Below are 19,229 nucleotides of genomic sequence, written 5' to 3'. Positions count from 1 at the left end.
TGAACAATCATTCAAGAAAATCATAAATTATGGAGAGCACAATGACGAGCACATTATTTTCCCCCTTTGAATTAAATAGCACCCTGACATTACAAAATCGGATTCTGATGGCGCCACTAACACGTTGTATGGCAGATGAAAACTTAGTGCCTACAGAGCAAATGGCACAGTATTATGCGCGCCGAGCTGATACGGGATTAATTATTTCGGAAGCAACCATCATTCGTCCAGACGGGCAGGGCTATCCAAATACGCCTGGGTTATTTAATCAAGCACAAGTGGACGGGTGGAAAAAAGTTACCACAGCCGTGCACAATGCTGGGGGCAAGATATTTGCGCAATTGTGGCATGTAGGGCGTGTAGCTCACCCACACTTCTTTGGTGAAGGAGAGGTGCTAAGTGCATCAAATATCGGGATCGAAGGGACTGTTCCTCGTATGAGAGACTTGTATTTTCAAACACCAAAAGCGGCAAGTGTTGATGAAATAGCGCAGTTAACTGCAGATTATGCGCAAGCTGCAAAAAATGCAATAGAAGCAGGGTTCGACGGTGTAGAAATTCATGGTGCGAATGGTTATTTGATAGATCAATTTTTGCACTATGCATCAAACGATAGACGTGATCAATACGGTGGCACTCCTGAAAATATGTCACGCTTTGCACTGGAGGTTGTTGATGCTGTGGTGGCTGCTATTGGTTCTGATAGGGTGGCGCTAAGATTATCACCGGGCGCTTACTTCTTAATGGAAGGAAGTAATGACGACCGTGCAGTGTTTGATTATTTATTACGAGCGTTGAATAGTCGAGATTTGGCATTCGTACATATTGGTATATTCGATGATTCGATGACATTTGATTACTTAGATGGCCGTGCCTCTGATTATGTAAGGGCAAACTATACAGGGGTGCTCGTTGGTGTCGGAGGTTACACTGCAGAAACAGGAACACAAGCCATAGAAGAAAATCGTTTTGATCTTGTCGCGGTTGGGCGTCCGATGATAGCTAACCCTGACTATATAAATCGTATTAGAAATGGTGAGCCACTGAAAGAATATGAAGAGTCTATGCTTAAAGAGTTGGTGTAGGTTGAGCTAAAAGAGAATACCGAGCAACGGATATCAATTATTAAGCAGGCTAAGCGATCTGGGCATATACTTTACGGTAAATCAATAATAGGTATGCCCATTGCCGTTGCACGCACTTCAAAATAAAGTCTCTAATTTACTTCATGGCCGGTATTTATTGTCCTTACGTGAAGCATTTATAGCGCTTATTCCATACTTTGTAAGTAGTGCGTTGGCTATTTTGGCGCTTAATAGTGCTTTGACATTGAACGTTATTGCAGATGATGGAAAAGTCGCAAATATTGTTAGCCGCAGTGCGCACATTATTTTACTGTTCTTTCCTGTTGTAGTGAGTATTTCTATTGGTTTTTTCTTAACAAAAAATTATGCACAAAGTGGCATAATCGGAGCGTTACTGGCATTACTGTGTTTTGCTGTTCACGGGAGTTTTTTACAGTTACACGGCGGAGAGTTTACACTTAGTGACAGCACCGCCACTGCATATGCAATTATTCTACCGAGTATGAGTAGTTTACTATTTGTCTATTTAATGCGGACTCTACCTCAGCCTAGGCGGCAATTTAGTGCTTTGAGTCGTTTTTTACGCGAAAAGTTCTTAGTTATTTTACCTTTTACAATCGTATTTTTTAGTTTCTATTTATGGGTGCCAATACTCAGCGAAATAGGGCTCCTGCTTAGTGGCTGGCTTACCCCTGATTTAGTCAATGCTTCAGTAGCTGAATTAACGTTTCAGCGTATGCTCGCCTCACATAGCTTTTGGTTTTTTGGAGTACATGGCGATAATACATTTAGTATGTTGTTTGATGAAATATACCTTGCGAAGCAATTAGTGGGTAATTTATCCGCTAAAACGTTTTATGATACGTTTGTTTTAGTGGGTGGTACGGGGTGTTTTGCTGGGCTCATTGTTGCGTCGTTTTTTTTGAGAAAAGGCTCGCATGAACGCAACATCGCACAATTATCAATTCCATTTACAGCATTTAATTTTTGTGAAATTATTTTATTTGCACTCCCCATCTTCCTCAATCCAGTATTGTTAATTCCATTCTTACTAGCACCTGCCATTAACTTTATTATTTCGTATCATATTATTGAGTGGGGGTTCGTCAGTACCAACGATATTGTACTCAGTTGGATGACACCGACCTTGATCAGTGGATATCAAGTGAGTGGAGGGCTGTCGGGTGTAATGCTACAGCTAGTCTTACTGATACTCAATGCAGCGATATACTATCCATTTTTAAGGTGGCATAGCGAACAAATACATTACCAAAAAGCGCTTAATCATCTTAGCGAGCAATTGAATATTTCAGAACAGCTTCGTTCAGCCAGTGAGTCGCAGTTCATTCAAACACAAAGAGCGCAAGAACGCGCATCCAAAGCACTTAATAAGGTATTAGAAGAGTTATCCCAAGGAGAGCTATTATTGTATTATCAACCGCAAGTGAGCCAAGTGACCGGTGATATTGTTGGCTACGAAGCGCTTTTACGATTAAAAAAAGCAGATGAGACGATTGTTGGGCCCTATTTCATTGATATTTTAGTTAAACATAAACAAACAACGATCATTGATTCATGGGTTATTGATCAAGCCGCTTTAGACTTGGAGTATTTTGCATCTAAATCATTCTACCCGGTGATAAGCGTGAATGTGAACCCGACACTGATTAATGACGATCGAGCTGTTTTGTATATTTGTGAGCGCTTCAAAGCGTTTCCTGAGCAGTTAAAAATTGAAGTAGTTGAGTCAAGTTACTTTAATGATAAATCGAGTGTGATCAATAATATTAATAGATTAAAATCCCATAAAATTGACACGGTCATTGATGATTTTGGCACTGGATATTCGAGTTTATCTATGCTGGCTGATTTACCTATTCGGCGAGTAAAATTGGATAAAGCATTTTTAGACAAAGTAGAAACAGATCAAGGCCGAGAGTTTTACAGTGCCGTGGTGCAGTTGTTGCACCAAATGGATAAAACCTTAGTCGCAGAGGGCGTAGAGTCACAATCTCAGCTAGACTTCATAAAAGCACTAGAAATTGAAACTGTACAAGGTTGGTATTATGCAAAGGCGTTACCAATTGAGCAGCTCATTGACTACGACCGCACATTTCAAGTGACAAAAAATGTTGACCATTAGCTGAATAATATCGCCAGCTATATTACCTATTATCATAGAAAAGTATTGCATGTCGTTAGCGGGTTGTTTATAACTTACACAAATGATGCTGGGCAGCAGCATTAAACGTATTTTAGCAGGCAGTATATGCAAGAAGAATTACTGAATTCAGTGATTAAAATCACAAAAACCAGAGATGTCGACTCGTTAGAATACAGTTTGATCTCGACCATTCAAGAGTTTATTGGGTGTAAAGAAGTAGCGGTTTACAAAGATTTGCAGATTCAAGGTGAACTAGCTATCGAGAGAAGCTTGTTATTAAAGGTACTTACAGACAGAGAGTACGAGTGGGAAGAAAGAGAGGTTGTTCGCCATCCTGAGCCAGAGCTGGTGTCGTGTTTACAATCGGCATGTATTATTACGGTGCAGTCAAACGATGGCGTAGAGCGTAGATGGCTACCAATCACCTTGCTTGATAAGCCAATAGGGGCAATTGCGATCGTGAGCGATGGACTTAAGAGTTCAGATCAAGTATTGCTCAATGCTTTTTGTCGTATATTTGAAAATTATTTAACCATCTTACATGAGAATGAACGTGATAAATTGACAGGTCTACTAAATCGTCAAACGTTTGAGAAAAAGTTAAAACAGTTGATGGAAAAGCAGGTTATAAAGCAGCATAAAACGGTATGGCAAAGTGACTTACGTGGCCAACACCAAGGAGCTACATCTTGGTTAGCGATGGTAGATATTGATCATTTTAAGAAGGTGAATGATAACTATGGGCATGTCTGTGGTGATGAGGTCTTACTATTACTTGCACAAAAAATGCGGCAGTTTTTTCGTTCTAGTGATTTGTTATTTAGATTTGGTGGTGAAGAGTTTGTGATGGTGTTTGAGCCGACCGATTATGAGTCGATACACAAAAAACTAGATGAGTTTATGGATTTAGTACGCGGTACGCATTTTCCTTTTGTGAAAAAACTTACTATCAGTGTTGGTATGTCACGGATCAGCCCGTATGACTTTCCAATCACTGTGTTAGAAAACGCTGATAAAGCACTTTATTATGCGAAAGAAAATGGCAGAGATAAGCTATGTTTCTATGAAGAACTTATCGCCAATAAGCTAATTGAATGTCATCAAGAAAGTAACGATATCGACTTATTCTAAAGGTATCTAAGGCTTAATAAATAACATAAACTGTGCCAAATGAATAAAAATACCTAGCTGCTTAATATTGCGTCGTTATTGCAGCTGATTAGCAAGGTCTGGCACATTATGCTGCATATAATTCAGTCAAACCGTATGGAAGCGCTACAAACGCAATTTCATACGGTGATTAAAACTGCTCCTTTGAGTTCTCCTTTTGAAAAAGAAACGGTGCTAGTGCAGTCACCGGGTATGTCCCAGTGGCTTAAGATTGGTATGAGTCAAGCACTTGGTGTTGCCGCGCAAGTAGACTTTCCTTTACCATCAAGTTTTATATGGCAGCTTTACCAACAGTTTTTACCTAATGTGCCGAGTGAATCTCCATATAATAAGTTAAATATGACTTGGAAATTGGTCACAATTTTACCGACGTGTTTAACCGATTTACGGTACCAAGAATTATCCCAGTACTTAGAAGATGATGAACATGGGGCTAAGCTATTTTCTTTATGCGAAAAAATTGCAGATATCTACGATCAATATTTAATGTATCGTCCACAATGGCTGAGCACTTGGGATTCAGGAGCTGATGAACTATTAGATGTTGACGTATCAATTGCAGCGTGGCAACCAGATTTATGGCGAAAATTGGTCAGTCATACTCAAAGCTTACAACAAAGCCATTACCATCGCGCCAATATGCATACTCAGTTACTAAAAGCTTTGGCAGACGCTAAACCTAGCATGTTACCGAAACGGATCAGTATTTTTGGGTTATCGGCGATGGCGACCAGCCAATTAGAGATATTTCAGGCGCTGTCAGAAAAAACATCTGTTTTATTGTTCTTTTTTAACCCGAGTGAGCATTATTGGGGTGATCTCGTAGACGAGAAAACACAGGCAAAAATTGAAGCTAAATACGCAAAAAAACCTGAAATAGATGCAAAGCAAGGAGAGTATTACTTTATTGGTAATCCCCTTTTGTCATCATGGGGCAAACTTGGTCGAGATTATTTTGAACAATTACTACAACTCGATGCGCAGTGGCTTGATGGCTTTGTCGATGACTTTGCGGATACTTTACTGGGCAAGGTACAAGAAGAAGTCTATCAACTGGCTTTTAAAGGCGAATCGTTAACTGACGATAAAGCATGGTTTATAAATGATGAAGGGAAATTGCCTATTGAGTTAACTGATCAGTCCATCCTACTACAGGATTGTCACACTCCACTGAGAGAAGTTGAGTGTTTACATGATCATTTACTTCGGTTATTTGAACAAAACCCAACGTTAACGCCAAAAGATGTCATTGTCATGATGCCTGATGTGGGTACATATAGCCCTTATATTGAAGCGGTGTTTGCAGGCGCAAGTGGTGATCGCTTTATACCTTACGCCTTGGCTGATCTTGCCATTGAACAAGAAAAGCCGATCCTCAGTTCATTCGTTACACTGGTTAATTTACCATTTAGCCGTTTTGGTGTGTCAGATATTATTGACTTGTTGGCAGCTGCGCCCATTGCTGAGCAATTTGGCATAGAAGATAGCGAATTTGAGCAATTAAAATACTGGCTCGATCAAGTAGGTGTGAAGTGGGGATTAAATGCGGATCATAAACAAGAGCATGAGCTACCCGCTATGCCACTCAATACGTGGCAGCATGGCTTAAATCGCTTGCTATTGGGCATATCGTGTTCTGATGAGAATAATGAATTTAATGAGGTATTTCCTGCCGATCAAGTAGAAGGCATGGCTGTTAATACACTCAGTAAGTTAGTCCATTTTGTTGAATGTTTAGCAAAGTACAAATCACAGTTGTCACAAAGTACACGGTTAAGTGTAAAAGCCGAGGTACTGCGTGCATTGGTGGGTGAGTTTTATCATCAAGAGGCTGAACAAAGCTGGGATTTATTAACGCTTGAGAAGGTCATTGATGATTTAAATAAGCATGATGAAAACCTTGATATGCAAGAGGCCGTGTCACCTCAGGTGATCAGTTATTTGGTGAAGCAGGGGGTGCAAGAAAAGGGGGTTGGGCAACGCTTTTTAGTCGGGCCGGTTAACTTTTGTACCTTAATGCCTATGCGCGCGGTGCCGTTTAAAGTTGTTTGTATGTTGGGTCTCAACGATGCCGATTACCCTAGAACTGTACAACCAATTGGCTTTGATTTAGTTCCACACTCGCACCGTCAAAAAGGTGATCGCTCTCGTAAACTAGATGATCGCTATTTATTTTTAGAGGCGGTGCTCAGTGCTCGTGATGCGTTGTATTTAAGTTATGTAGGGCGGTCATGTTTTAATAATGAGCCGCAAATGCCATCTGTGCTGGTCAGTGAGTTACTTGAATACCTTGATAGAAGTTTCTATTATGAAGCAAGCGAGGTGTTCCCATCTCAGCATTTGTTACAGCAAGCGCAATTACAGCCTTTTCATCCCAGTTATTATAATGAAGATAATCCACTTCAAAGTTACAACCCTGTATGGTTGACCGATCAAACTCCTTTACCTAAAACCACACCTGCTCCACTAGAAGTAAACATCAGTGGTGAGATTGAATTGAATCAATTTTTACGTACTATCTTAAATCCACAAGACGCATTTTATCAGCAAAGCTTGGGTCTTAGATTACCCAGCTTATCATTACAAGATAAAGACGAAGAACCTTTTTTATTGGATACCTTAGACAGGTACTATTATTTAGACGAGCTATTAGCTGCGGCTTTAGCCGATCAGCAACCGAATGAAAAACAGTTACTACAGCGAGGAAACTTACCGCAGGCTCATGTTGGCACCATTCAATTAGAGCAATTACATCAACGAATTGCGCCTATGGTTAAGCATATAAAACCAATGCTAAAAAACCAGAGAGATCCGATAGAAGTCACGTTGATGCTATCTGATTGCACTTTATTGGGCTGGTTAGACAGCGTGTATGGCAATCAACAAGTGTTTTATCGTAGCGCAAGTATTAAAGCGAAAGATAAAATACGAGGGTTTTTATTACACTGTATTGCTCAATGTCACGGAGAAGCTGTCAGCACGCATATTTATGGGCTTGATGAAGCAATTACTTATGCGCCTATGGATAGAAGTGATGCGTTTGAGCATTTAAAGCTGTGGTGTGACTTTTACAAAAATGTCCTAACTGAGCCTCAGCCATTTTTTCCAAATTCAGGGTATGAACTCGTTAAAACAGGCGATATGCAAAAGGCCGCTAACAAGTTTTCTGGGGGCCAATATATTGGCTTTGGTGAGTGTGAAAACCCTTATGTGGCATTGAATTTCAAGAATTTATTTGATGTTGAAGACGCTTTCAGTCAAATAAGTCATCGTTTATTAAAAGCGGTTATTGAGTTGGCTCAGGAGCAAAAATATGCAGATGCTTAATCCGCAAAGTATGCCTTTAGTTGGTCAAAGCTTAATTGAAGCAAGTGCTGGGACGGGTAAAACGTATACCATAACGGGTTTATACCTTCGCTGCTTACTTGGGCTACAAACTGCTGAACATCAAGAGCCTCTCAGTGTAGATCAAATTTTGGTCGTGACTTTTACGGAAGCCGCAACGCAAGAGATTAAAGACAGAGTACGTACTCGGATCATTGCCGCGCGCGACGCCTTGTTAGGTGCGCCATGTGATGACGAATTAATTTGCGCGGTACTTGAGCAAGTTACCGATCAGCGAGCTGCATTTGCATTACTTGATGCCGCGGCAAAATCAATGGATGAAGCGGCGATTTTTACGATTCATGGATTTTGCCAGCGTATGCTTAAGCAGCATGCTTTTGAGTCAAATGTGGCGTTTAACCTTGAGTTCATTTTAGATGAATCTGAGTTGGTCATTGAGGCGGTAAAAGATCATTGGCGTAGTTTTATTTACCCGCTGGATAAAGATACGACAGAAGCAATATTAACCCATTTTTCTAATCCTCATGGGTTAGTGTCAAAAGTGATGAAGGTGTTAAGCAAAGGCAATGCTGACATTACACCGCATTATGATTTGAATGATGTATTGTCTGCCCGCAAAACTTATCAAAGTGAGGCCATCGCATTTAAAGCGCGTTTGTCCACCAGCGATTTTTTTACAGTATTGGCTAATTCTGATCTTGCTAAGAATAAAGCCCCCGGTCGTGCTGCAAATATCAATGCGCTGCGAGACTACTGCGATGGGGAACATTGGTATTTTGAATTTGGTACAGCAAAGCATTCTTTTAAATTGTGGAGTGAAGAGCTACTTCAAGACGCACACTATTACAAGAAAAACGGACAGTTCATTGTTCACCCCATGCTGGCTGAATTTAGCAAGTTAGCTAAATTACATGAACAATTGAGTCAAGGTTTACCGTTGGCAATCGTACAACATGCGAGTCAGTCGGTTAAGTCATTATTAAAGGCCCATAAGCTCAAGCATGGGTTGATCACACCAGATGACTTACTAAGCAATTTGCACGAGGCGTTAAGCTGTGAACAAGGGCACATATTGCGGCATAAAATATCTGAATTATACCCAGTTGCTATGATTGACGAGTTTCAAGATACAGATCCAATACAATATGGGATTTTTAGCCGCATTTATAGTGATCAAAATACCACCACGCTGACGATGATTGGTGATCCAAAACAAGCTATTTATGGCTTTCGTGGGGCTGATATATTTACGTATATGAAAGCCAAGCAGAGCGTAGCTGACAGTGCCAAATATACACTATCGACTAACTATCGTTCATCTCAAGGGGTTGTTAATGCGGTGAATGGTATTTTTTCTGCCCATGAACATAGTTTTATTTTTAATAAAACCATTCCTTTTATTTCGGTCGCCGCCAAAGGCAAGAGTGAGGAAAAGCGCTTAACATTAAACGGTGAAGAGCACTCTGCACTCACATTTAGTGTATTACAAGATGATAATAGCACCACTAGCAAAGCGGTGGCTTTATCGTCGTTAAGCTCAATTTTTGCGGAAAAGATCTCTGTATTGCTCACTCGAGCCGATAATGGGGAGGCAAAAATAGGCAATTTAGCCGTAAAAGCCAGTGATATTTGTATACTGGTCCGCGACCGTAATGAAGCGAGTATCATGAAGTCTGCACTTCAGCAGCATGGGGTCGCCAGTGTTTATTTAGCTCGAGATAGTATTTTTAAACAACCAATCTCGGTGGCATTATTGCAATTTTTAACGGTGCTTCATGGGAGCTATGATGAAGCAGCCTTGAGAGGTGTGCTGGCAAGTCCACTATTTGCCTTGCACCATCAAGACATCTTTGAACTACGAGAGCAAGAAGCCGCTTGGCAGCATTATTTGGATCAATTTGCTCGGTTACAGCGCATTTGGCATAAGCAAGGCGCTATGGCGATGTTGGAGCAGTTATTGGTTGATAATCAGTTGCCACGTTTGTGGAAGAGTAATGGTTATATGGTGGAGCGCTGGTTAACGGATTATCGCCATCTGTCAGAGTTGCTTCAGCAAAAACAAATAGAACTGGACGGCACGTTGCGCGTATTACGCTGGTTGGGCACACAATGTAGTGAAGCACAGCAAGACTCTGCTCAAGTACGTTTAGAAAGTGATGCTGATTTAGTGAAAATCGTGACTATGCATGCATCTAAAGGCTTAGAGTATCCAATTGTATACATGCCTTTTGCAACGACATATAGAGAAGCTTCAGATGTGGTGTATCATGAAAATGATAAACTAATATACAGCCTGTCACCAGATGATGACCAGCGCGCACAGGCTGAAAAAGAGCGTTTAGCGGAAGACATTCGTTTGTTGTATGTGGCGATCACCCGAGCGGTGCATCATTGTGATATTGGATTATTTAACATTGCGGCAGGTAGAACGAAAAAACCCGGGATCACACACACTTCATTAGGTTTTGTTTTATTTGGCGCAACGCCATTTACTGATGCTCAGCAGTGGCATGAACGTCTCAATGCATTCTGTGCACAGCACGCAGATACACAGTGTGAATTTGTTAAAATGACTGATGCTGAGGTGTTGAATGTATCGCAAGATGGTGAGTATGAGCAATTGTACCTAAAGCGGTTCACTACAAAAATTGAAACACACTGGCGAGCGACAAGCTTTAGTCAATTGAGTTATCACGCTCACAGTGATGAAAGGCCACTGGGTGCACTTGATGAAAACCATCTACTTGATTTACCTGATCAGCAGGCACTGATTGAGCATTGCGCATATAGTTTTCCTAAAGGCGCAAAGCCCGGCAGCTGTTTGCATGAAATATTTGAATTGGTGGACTTTACGCAGCCAGAATGTCCAGCAGGCGACGAACAATTACCACTGAGTCAAGCAGTAGAACAGTGTTTACTGAAATTTAGGATTGATGCCCAGTGGCAAATAGCGACCGAGCAGTGGATCACTGCTTGCTTACAATGCACGTTAGATCGAGAGAGTGAACTTAGCTTATCGCAATTAAAGCCTGAGGATTGTCTGGTCGAAATGGAGTTTTACTTACCTTTAGAGCCGTTAAATGCGCCTAAGCTAAACAAGTTGCTGTTGGACATTACAGGGCAGAGTAGCCATTTACAGTTTGAGCAAGTTAAAGGTCTATTAAAAGGCTTTATTGATCTGATTTTTGTCCATAATGGCCAGTATTTTATTTTAGATTATAAGTCTAATTATCTGGGCGATAGTGCCGTTGACTATCAAAATGACAATTTGCGCTCAGCAATGGATGCACATCAATACCATTTACAATACTTGATTTATTCGGTTGCTTTACATCGTTTGCTTAAGCAACGTATAGAAAACTATGACCCTCAGGTTCATTTAGGCGGGATATATTATTTATTTTTAAGGGCGATGCCAGATGGGGCGGGCATATTTTTTAATAAATTGACCATAGAACAGTTACTTTCTTTAGATGCGTTATTTTCGCAGGGGGCATTGTCATGAGCCAACTAGACTTATTTGCTGAAGAGGGAGTACCTGCAAACATATTGGACCATGGCAAATATTTAACGTATTTGATTTCGCAAGGGCGCATTCGCCATAGTGATATTGCGTTGGCAAAGCTGTTAAACAATCAGAGATTAAATGATTGCTTTTATGTCATATTATTGTTGTTAAAGTCAGAGCAAAGTCAACATAGTTGCTTAGCTTATAGTGATATTGATTGGGATAACCCTTTTTCATTGGTTGTTGAGCTGGTGGATGAAAACATGCCTATCACACCATGGCAATCTTCATCAGGAAAGAAAATATGGCAACGGCTAGACTCACACCATGCCGTGGGAGAAGGTAAGCCATTACAACTTTTCGCACAAAAATTGTATTTGAGTCGTCTTGCAACGTATGAAATCACCTTAGCTGAGCGTTTTAAACAGATGCAAGCGCAAAAAATAATGGTAGATTTATCTCGCTTGCACGCTTTATTGACTGAATATTTTGGTGAGTTTGATAACACCTCAGGTGATATTGACTGGCAAAAAGTTGCATGTGCAATGGCAGCCATAAAAGGGTTTTGTGTATTAACGGGTGGCCCAGGAACGGGTAAAACGACAACGGTCACCAAGCTGCTGGCAATTTTGCAATCGCTGTATCAAAAAGCGCCTTTGACTATTAAATTGGTTGCCCCAACAGGTAAAGCGGCAGCACGTTTAAGTGAGTCTATCTTGGGTGCGAAAGCGAAGCTTAACCTAGCTCCTGAGATACACCAGCTTATTCCTGAACACGCACAAACCATACACCGTTTATTGGGAGTGATCCCAAATAGTAACCGCTACCGTTTTAATAAACAAAATAAGCTCCACCTCGATGTACTGATTGTTGATGAAGCCTCAATGGTTGACTTGTCCCTGCTTGCTAAGTTAGTGACAGCACTGCCAGATCACGCACGATTGATTTTATTGGGGGATAAAGATCAGCTAACATCGGTTGATACGGGGAGTGTGCTGAGTGACTTGTGCCAAGGGCTGATACTCGGTGAGCAGCCACCGTATAGCAATACCCTGACCTCACAACTGAACCAACTTTGCTTTTCAGGTAATACTTGCCTACGTAGCACGGATAGTGAATTCTGTTTGGCTGATAGTGTGGCATTTTTGCAAAAGAGCCACCGTTTTGACAGCAATAGCGGTATTGGTCAGCTGGCATTTTCAGTCAACAATAATAGTCGTGCACAGCTAGCTCATACTATCGAACAAGGGTATAAAGATTTGGCATTGTATGATTTAAATACAGAGCAATATACCGCGTTGATAGTTCGCTCAGCCGATCAGTATGCCGAGTATTTAACATTGATGCATGAGAAAGCAGATCCTGTTGCGATTCACCAGGCATTTGGACAATACCAATTATTGGCTGCGGTACGAGAGGGGCCTTACGGTGTAACAACGCTCAACAAGCGTATTGAGCAGCAGTTGTTCTCTAGAGGGTTGATCATACCTAATGGTAGATATTATGCAGGGTTGCCAATTATGATCACTCAAAACGATTACCAGTTAAAGTTGTTTAATGGTGATATAGGGATTTTATTACCGGATGAAACAGAGCAACTTAAAGCAGTCTTTATTGATGAACAAGGAGAGCAGCGGGCGTTTTATCCCGCGAGACTTCCGAGCCACGAAAGTGTCTATGTAATGACTATTCATAAATCACAAGGCTCAGAGTTTAGCCATACCGCAATGATTTTACCCCCTAAGCAACGTGCAGCAAGAGGAGTGAATCGTCAGTTAGTTTATACCGGCATTACGCGTGCTAAACACAAGTTTGAATTAGTTGCTCAACCGCAAGTACTTTATATGGCGATGGCGAAGTCTGTATCGCGGTGTTCAGGGTTACGAGATAGGTTGATTTTAAGTTAATTTAATGATGCTTATTTGTGTTTTTTTATGGTCTGTTCTACAGTTAGGTTTCATAATCAGCGTTAATTCAGAAAGTTAAGAAATTTAATGAGTGAGTGTTTAAGCGCATTCATGATGAGACCCACTGCCCAGTGGTTAGCAGATCACCGCCATACTTTAGCTGTGTGTGGCGGTATTTTTTGCGAGTCATATTAAGGGGTATTTAAATAATTCAGTACAAGGCTCGTTAAGGATTCTACTCCTATTGGCAATGCTTGCTCATCAATATAAAAGTGTGGTGAGTGATTGCTGGCAGATGTGGCTGGGTCCTGTTCTTTTGGCGTAATACCTAAGAAGAAAAATAAACCTGCAGTTTTCAATGCATAATATGAGAAGTCCTCAGCACCAGTGATTAAATCCATTTCAATGACGTTATTGTTACCGACCACATTTTGTAAAGTAGGCAACATTTGCATGGTTAATTCTGGGTTGTTAATCGTGACAGGGTACCCATGGTTGATATGAGTGTGGGCTGTAGCACCTGTCGATTTGGCAACATAACTGGCTGTTTTTGTTAAGCGCTTTTTAATGTCAGCTCGCATATCTTGGTCGAAGCTGCGAATAGTGCCAACAAGTTCGACATGATCTGGGATGATGTTTGAGCGAATACCTCCATTAACAGCACCAAATGAAATAACTGAGGGTGACTGAGTGACATTCACTTGTCGAGAAGCAATGGTTTGTGTTGCCAAGATAATTTGAGCCGATGTGACTATTGGGTCAACACCATGCCATGGCCTTGAGCCATGAGTTTGTTTTCCTTGCACTTTGATTGTAAAGGAATCTTCGCTTGCCATAATTGGGCCACTGCGATAACCAATCTCTCCGGTGTTTAACCGATTTGTTACATGCAGCCCAAATATAGCATCCGGTTTTCTTTTTGCAAAAAGGCCTTCTTTTAACATCAATTGTGCACCGCCTTCTTCGCCGTTAGGAGCGCCTTCTTCTGCAGGTTGGAATATAAACATAACAGAACCTTTTAGTTGCTCTTTTTGGGCCACTAACCTGCTGGCAACGGCCATTAAGATTGCTACGTGCGCATCATGACCGCAGGCGTGCATCACTCCGACTTCTTGCCCTTTATATTGCCCTTTCTGCTTTGATGCAAAAGGTAACATAACTAATTCAGTGATAGGCAGTGCATCCATATCGGCACGCAATGCAATGAGAGGCCCAGGCTTTGCTCCTTTTAAAGTCGCAACAACGCCGGTGTGTGCAATGTTTGTGGTTACCTCTAATCCTAAGTTGGTTAAATGATCGGTAATGTATTGAGCTGTTTTGAATTCTCGATTACTAAGTTCCGGATATTGATGCAAGTGACGGCGCCACGTAACCACGTCTTTGTTGATTTTATCAATTAAAGGTGTTTGGGCCATCGCTTTAGAGAAACTTCCAGCGATTATGATCAATGCAGTAATGATAAATAGCGTTCTCATTATAGGTGTTCCTGTTGTTATATTTATATATCTAATACTTAGACAGTTGTTAATTTACAGTGAGTGGCTCGTATTTCAAGTAACCTGCGTCGAAAACTTGATTGTCGTAGGCGTGTCGAATATGGTTGAATAAATAAAATAAAAAGAGCGTGCTATGAAAACACTCACTGAACACTTAGGGCAATATGCCATTTATCATCGGGATGAAAGAAACATATACACTCACTTTGTTGGGGTACCATTGATAGTAATTGCAGTTATTTGGCTATTGTATATCCCTATGTTGACCGTTGAGAGCGTTGTGCTAACGCCTGCATTGTTTATTATTTTTGGCCTATCGCTGTATTATATTTGGTTGGAGGTAAAGCTTGGATGTGTTATGGCTGGACTTTTGGCAGCAGGTTATCTCTCTGCCCAGCTCAGTTACATGCATTTTTCGGGTATAGAGCTGTGGTTTTACATGGTGGCATTTAGCATTTTTTTTATTGGTTGGGTTATACAGTTTATAGGGCATTATTTTGAGGGCAAAAAACCAGCTTTTGTTGATGATTTGATGGGACTAATTATAGGCCCACTATTTGTTGTTTCTGAATTTGCTTTTAAATTAGGTTTTTTAAAGAGTTTAGAGATACAGGTTATAGATATTGCCGGACCTTACAAAAAGCAGAGAAACAAAAAATAGTGTGATAAGCACAATGTGCTTATCACAAAGGGAGAAAAAGTAACCATGTTATATGGTAATTCGGGTTTCGAGTTTACTGCCTTTAATAATGGTTATGTCTTGGCTATTTAAGCGTACGCGACCGTTATTCGTTTCCAATAGGTAAGCAAGTTCAGGGTTGGATTCTCCACCAGCATCAGAGAGTTGCTTACGCGCCCTATGCACCATGATATTCATATGATTCATCTGTACACCGAGTGCTTTAACCAGCTCTTCACGATATAGCCAACCCTGCTCATCAAGCTCCAAACCTGCGTGTTTATCTTGTATGCGGGTTCTTGCTAACAGCAGTAAAAGATAATGATGGGTTCTGGTGCCTAAATCAAAACTCTCGTTATTTAGCTCAACAGATAGTTGGGTACTTTCCTCATCTTGACTCACACTAAAAGTTAAACCACATGGCTTAACCGTAGGTTGATTATCAAGGTGCTTTGTCATAGCTGCTGTACTTGCTGAGTAAAATAGCCACTGGTCGTTAAATGCACTAACAAGCCCACCATCAATAAGAGCTTGACGATCATTGTTAGTGAGGTCCTCTAAAAACCAATAATTTAAAATAGCGTCAAAGTAAATAATATGGCTTGGATCACCGCTATTCGGCAGCAATATTTGGTCTTTAACTTCGATTACTTGTTTGCTATTGGTTTGTGATACTAAGTACTGGCAGTCATCGCTGAGGTTAGCAACAACGTATGAATTTTGGCCATGAGCGGCAAAGTCAATTTTATCGTTTTCGCACAGTTGATAAGGCAAGTTTTTATCAACTTTTTTATCGTTGATCCAAATACCGTTCGTACTTACATCACGAATTAACCAGTTACCTTGCGCAAGTTCGATAATTGCATGGTGTCGAGAGACTCCGGGTTGGTCGATCAGAGTATCAACATTAAATTTGTAACGTCCAATTGTGTGGTAGCTTTTGAGATATATTTTTTCTAGTTTATGTTCATCTATGAGGTAAGCCATTCATATTCCTTAAATCTTTTTACGCCATATTGTATTATGGGTGCACATTAGCTCGGTATTTTACAATGTTTTGTTATTTAACAAAATATTAATTAGACCGTTCCCACTCTTTACTCAAAAGAGACCCACATTGTGGGTCTGAATCATTGAGGGAAGCTGCCAATTAAGCACTGTATAAACAGCGGTTAATGAGCATGTTCACCGATAAAACTAAAGAAATAAGATTGAATACAATCAATTCTTTTATCTAACGAACCTGGGCATAGGCTCGACTGAACGTACATGATTTTAGAAGGTTTAATGACACTTGGCTATTACAGCACATTACACCTAAGAGAAATGTTTAGCCTTGCACAATTGCTAGTCGTGAACCATATTTTTATGAGTCCTATTTGTTGTTAGAAGTGAAAGGGGTTTCTATGGGTGAATATACAAAGTTAGATACGGTGAAGTTAGAAGGAGTATATCAGTTTTGTGACCAATTCGATTCTCAACGCCTTGAATTGTCAAGTGATGCTACAACGGTGATCACTGATTTTACACGTAGAGTCCCGCAAGTTGTATTAAAGGATGTGGATATTGACCATGCGCTTTATATGATGGTAAATGGTCATGTACGCTCTAAGATGGTGGTTGATCATGATGATACATTTTTAGGTGTTATTAATTCCAAAGACTTGACGGGGAGAAAAGTACTGAGCGTAGCGCAGCAGCGGAATCAAGCGCGCAGCGATTTAACCGTTGAAGATTTAATGATAAGCAAATCTGATTTACACGCAATGCCCTATGCGATGGTGCAATTAGCAAAGATTGGTGACGTGCTTGAAACGCTCAAAGACTTAGGCCATCAACATGTTTTGTTGATTGATAATAAAGGGGTATTAAGGGGAATGATTTCAGCCAGTGATATAGCACGTGCCTTGCATATTCCAGTCAACATTTTGCAAAAAGCGCATTCCTTTAAAGATATTTTTAGCATCATTCATGAACATCAAGAAATGACAGCGTAGATATAGGCAGGGGGGCCTGCCTATATTTTTGATATTGGATCTCGTATTAGCTGGAGCTTTCTAACAAATAATTCAGTGCGCCTTTCACTGCTGCAACCTGAGCGTCTATGCACAACTGAGGTGTAGCGTTTTCGCTGTCCGGGTAAGCTTCTGTAGTTGATACATAAGGCGCATTAGTTACACCCATACATAATCCAAGCTTAGTTCCGTCATAGTTAATAACCCCAAGTTGCTCTAGAGGTACTCCAATTAACTTACCTTGTTCGTCTGCAGGTGCAATGTGGGTTACTGTCGCGACCTCTTCAATGATCGCCTTTTGAAAATTGGCTTGTGGCTTTTGAGTATGGCCAACTAAATAAAAGCCATCAGGAATATTCCAATTATGATTTACCACGCCATCTCTGGCTGCTAATGCAGGCCTAAATTCAGCGTTATCAGTATCGGTGGTTTCATGCAAGTCAATATGACATAGTATATTTTCATCATATTGTGCTAAGTAATTAGCTGCCATTTGAGACTCTTGCGCCGGACTTTCATTATAAAAAGAACGGTTTGGGTCTACAGTATTAGGGTTCCAGCGGTTGATGGTTTCATACCCCCATGGGCTTAGACAGGGGAGTACGAGCAAGTTGAATGACTGACTGTAGTGCTGGCCATACTTTTCGACGAATTCTAATGCGCCATGTACACCGCTGGTTTCATAGCCATGTACACCACCCGTTACGAGTGCGATGGGTTTGTTAATATCCCAATTTGGCGATTTTATCGCGAACAAATCAAATGTCCGTTCGCTGTAGTTGAGCGAACCGTATTGTTCGACGGTAAATGCTTTTTTCAATTCAGCTATTTTAGTAACTACATTGTCTTGGTAACTACGTTTAATCGATTGCGCATGTAGCCAATGTTGTTTTTCCTTTGTAGCCCAAGGTGTTCCGACTGTACCAATAGAATAAGGTTGTGACATAAGATGCCTCTGTGAAATTATTATTGTGCGATCCTATTGGCTTTGTCGTATTGAGGCAAATATTCTAGGCTAAATAACCCAGTTCTTTTAGTTTCTGTTTTTGATTTTTAGCAGGTTTGAAGCCAACTAGGTAAATTGTATTTAGCTCTGTGGATACAGTTGTAACTTTAACACCGAGTTTGGTCTGTACTTTGACATTAGTGATGGTTTCCGCTGGTATATACTTTTGAGTACCAAAGACATTGACATACGACAATCCATTATTGCAAAAAAGGACATGCCTCTGACCGGTAACGGCGAGAGTGAAATTGATAGCTGCAATTACGATAATGATCAGTGCAAAGGCCATTTGCCCTTTGAATATCACACTAAATGATCCGCCTGCAAGACTTAACGATATGATATATATAGAAAAAGCAATGATACCAATAACGCAGTAAAATGCGAAATTGACTTGCAACTTAAGTTCTTTCATGGACTATCTCTTCCTGTTTTAGTTTGGGCAATATTGAGGTTGTGCAAGATATTGAAACAAAATGGATGAAATATGAAGTTAAGAAAAAATAGTGAGTTTTTAGCGGTAAATAAGCAAAAGGGAATGTTGCTCTTTGATGATAAAAAACGATAACTCAGTCTTTAAGTATGGGGGGAGTAAACTTAAATAATCCATAATGAGTACCTCTAAAGAGTATTTTATCAAGTGTAAAGGTATGGAAATATTTTTTTAGTGTATAAGTTTTTGTTTGTATTATTGTAAATATGTTGAGTGTTAAGGCGGTATTTTCCCCAGTATTTTATATTTATATAGTTTTTTAAATTACATCGTTTTTATTTTTATCAGTAGATTAGAGTGTTATTTCACTTTTTAATGCTAATCTTGAGTTTTTATTCTAAAGTTTATTTGTGTGGGGGTT

The 19,229-nt window shown here is 40.4% G+C and carries 12 protein-coding genes; 8 read left to right on the top strand and 4 right to left on the bottom strand.

Annotated features, from left to right (window positions below; genetic code table 11):
* Positions 1-41 precede the first annotated feature (41 nt).
* From PCIT_RS14220 to recD, 6 genes are all read left to right on the top strand, one after another.
* Positions 42-1,085 carry an alkene reductase gene (locus PCIT_RS14220; protein ID WP_010365053.1) on the top strand — a complete coding sequence of 348 codons (1,044 nt, stop codon included), beginning with the start codon at positions 42-44 and terminating at the stop codon, positions 1,083-1,085.
* A gap of 100 nt (positions 1,086-1,185) precedes the next feature.
* A complete protein-coding gene (locus tag PCIT_RS14215) occupies positions 1,186-3,228 on the top strand; it encodes an EAL domain-containing protein (RefSeq protein ID WP_010365054.1) in 2,043 nt (680 codons plus the stop codon).
* Between the two features lie 126 nt (positions 3,229-3,354).
* A complete protein-coding gene (locus tag PCIT_RS14210; RefSeq protein ID WP_010365055.1) occupies positions 3,355-4,380 on the top strand; it encodes a GGDEF domain-containing protein in 1,026 nt (341 codons plus the stop codon).
* Positions 4,381-4,488: 108 nt separating this feature from the next.
* On the top strand, positions 4,489-7,746 hold the full coding sequence (gene recC / locus PCIT_RS14205; protein ID WP_010365057.1) for an exodeoxyribonuclease V subunit gamma: 3,258 nt from the start codon (positions 4,489-4,491) through the stop codon (positions 7,744-7,746).
* Positions 7,733-11,269, top strand: a complete 3,537-nt coding sequence (gene recB, locus PCIT_RS14200) for an exodeoxyribonuclease V subunit beta (RefSeq protein ID WP_010365059.1) — start codon at positions 7,733-7,735, stop codon at positions 11,267-11,269. Before recC ends, recB begins: the two co-directional genes overlap by 14 nt.
* Complete coding sequence (recD, locus tag PCIT_RS14195; RefSeq protein WP_010365061.1) at positions 11,266-13,179, top strand: exodeoxyribonuclease V subunit alpha; 1,914 nt, start codon at positions 11,266-11,268, stop codon at positions 13,177-13,179. Before recB ends, recD begins: the two co-directional genes overlap by 4 nt.
* Before the next feature lie 191 nt (positions 13,180-13,370).
* Here recD and PCIT_RS14190 read toward each other — a convergent pair whose 3' ends face one another.
* Entirely contained in the window at positions 13,371-14,594 is a 1,224-nt protein-coding gene (locus PCIT_RS14190) for an amidohydrolase (protein WP_238348030.1), read from the bottom strand.
* A 214-nt stretch (positions 14,595-14,808) separates the two neighbouring features.
* Here PCIT_RS14190 and PCIT_RS14185 point away from each other — a divergent pair, with 214 nt between their 5' ends.
* The gene (locus PCIT_RS14185) at positions 14,809-15,336 is read left to right on the top strand and encodes an Mpo1 family 2-hydroxy fatty acid dioxygenase (RefSeq protein WP_010365063.1); all 528 of its coding nucleotides are present in this window, start codon (positions 14,809-14,811) and stop codon (positions 15,334-15,336) included.
* Positions 15,337-15,384: 48 nt separating this feature from the next.
* Here PCIT_RS14185 and PCIT_RS14180 read toward each other — a convergent pair whose 3' ends face one another.
* Positions 15,385-16,341, bottom strand: coding sequence for an FHA domain-containing protein (locus PCIT_RS14180; RefSeq protein ID WP_010365064.1), 957 nt, complete (start codon positions 16,339-16,341; stop codon positions 15,385-15,387).
* Between the two features lie 419 nt (positions 16,342-16,760).
* On the opposite strand from PCIT_RS14180, the gene PCIT_RS14175 reads away from it, so the two are divergent.
* Entirely contained in the window at positions 16,761-17,351 is a 591-nt protein-coding gene (locus tag PCIT_RS14175) for a CBS domain-containing protein (RefSeq protein WP_010365065.1), read from the top strand.
* Positions 17,352-17,397: 46 nt separating this feature from the next.
* On the opposite strand, the gene PCIT_RS14170 is transcribed toward PCIT_RS14175, so the two are convergent.
* Positions 17,398-18,315, bottom strand: coding sequence for a M14 family metallopeptidase (locus tag PCIT_RS14170; RefSeq protein WP_010365066.1), 918 nt, complete (start codon positions 18,313-18,315; stop codon positions 17,398-17,400).
* A gap of 64 nt (positions 18,316-18,379) precedes the next feature.
* Positions 18,380-18,790 carry a hypothetical protein gene (locus PCIT_RS14165; RefSeq protein ID WP_010365067.1) on the bottom strand — a complete coding sequence of 137 codons (411 nt, stop codon included), beginning with the start codon at positions 18,788-18,790 and terminating at the stop codon, positions 18,380-18,382.
* Between the last annotated feature and the right edge of the window lie 439 nt (positions 18,791-19,229).

The organism is Pseudoalteromonas citrea (assembly GCF_000238375.3).
GTDB classification, from domain to species: domain Bacteria; phylum Pseudomonadota; class Gammaproteobacteria; order Enterobacterales; family Alteromonadaceae; genus Pseudoalteromonas; species Pseudoalteromonas citrea.
Note: the sequence above shows the minus strand (reverse complement) of the source record. Positions and strands in the feature narration are given on the sequence as shown.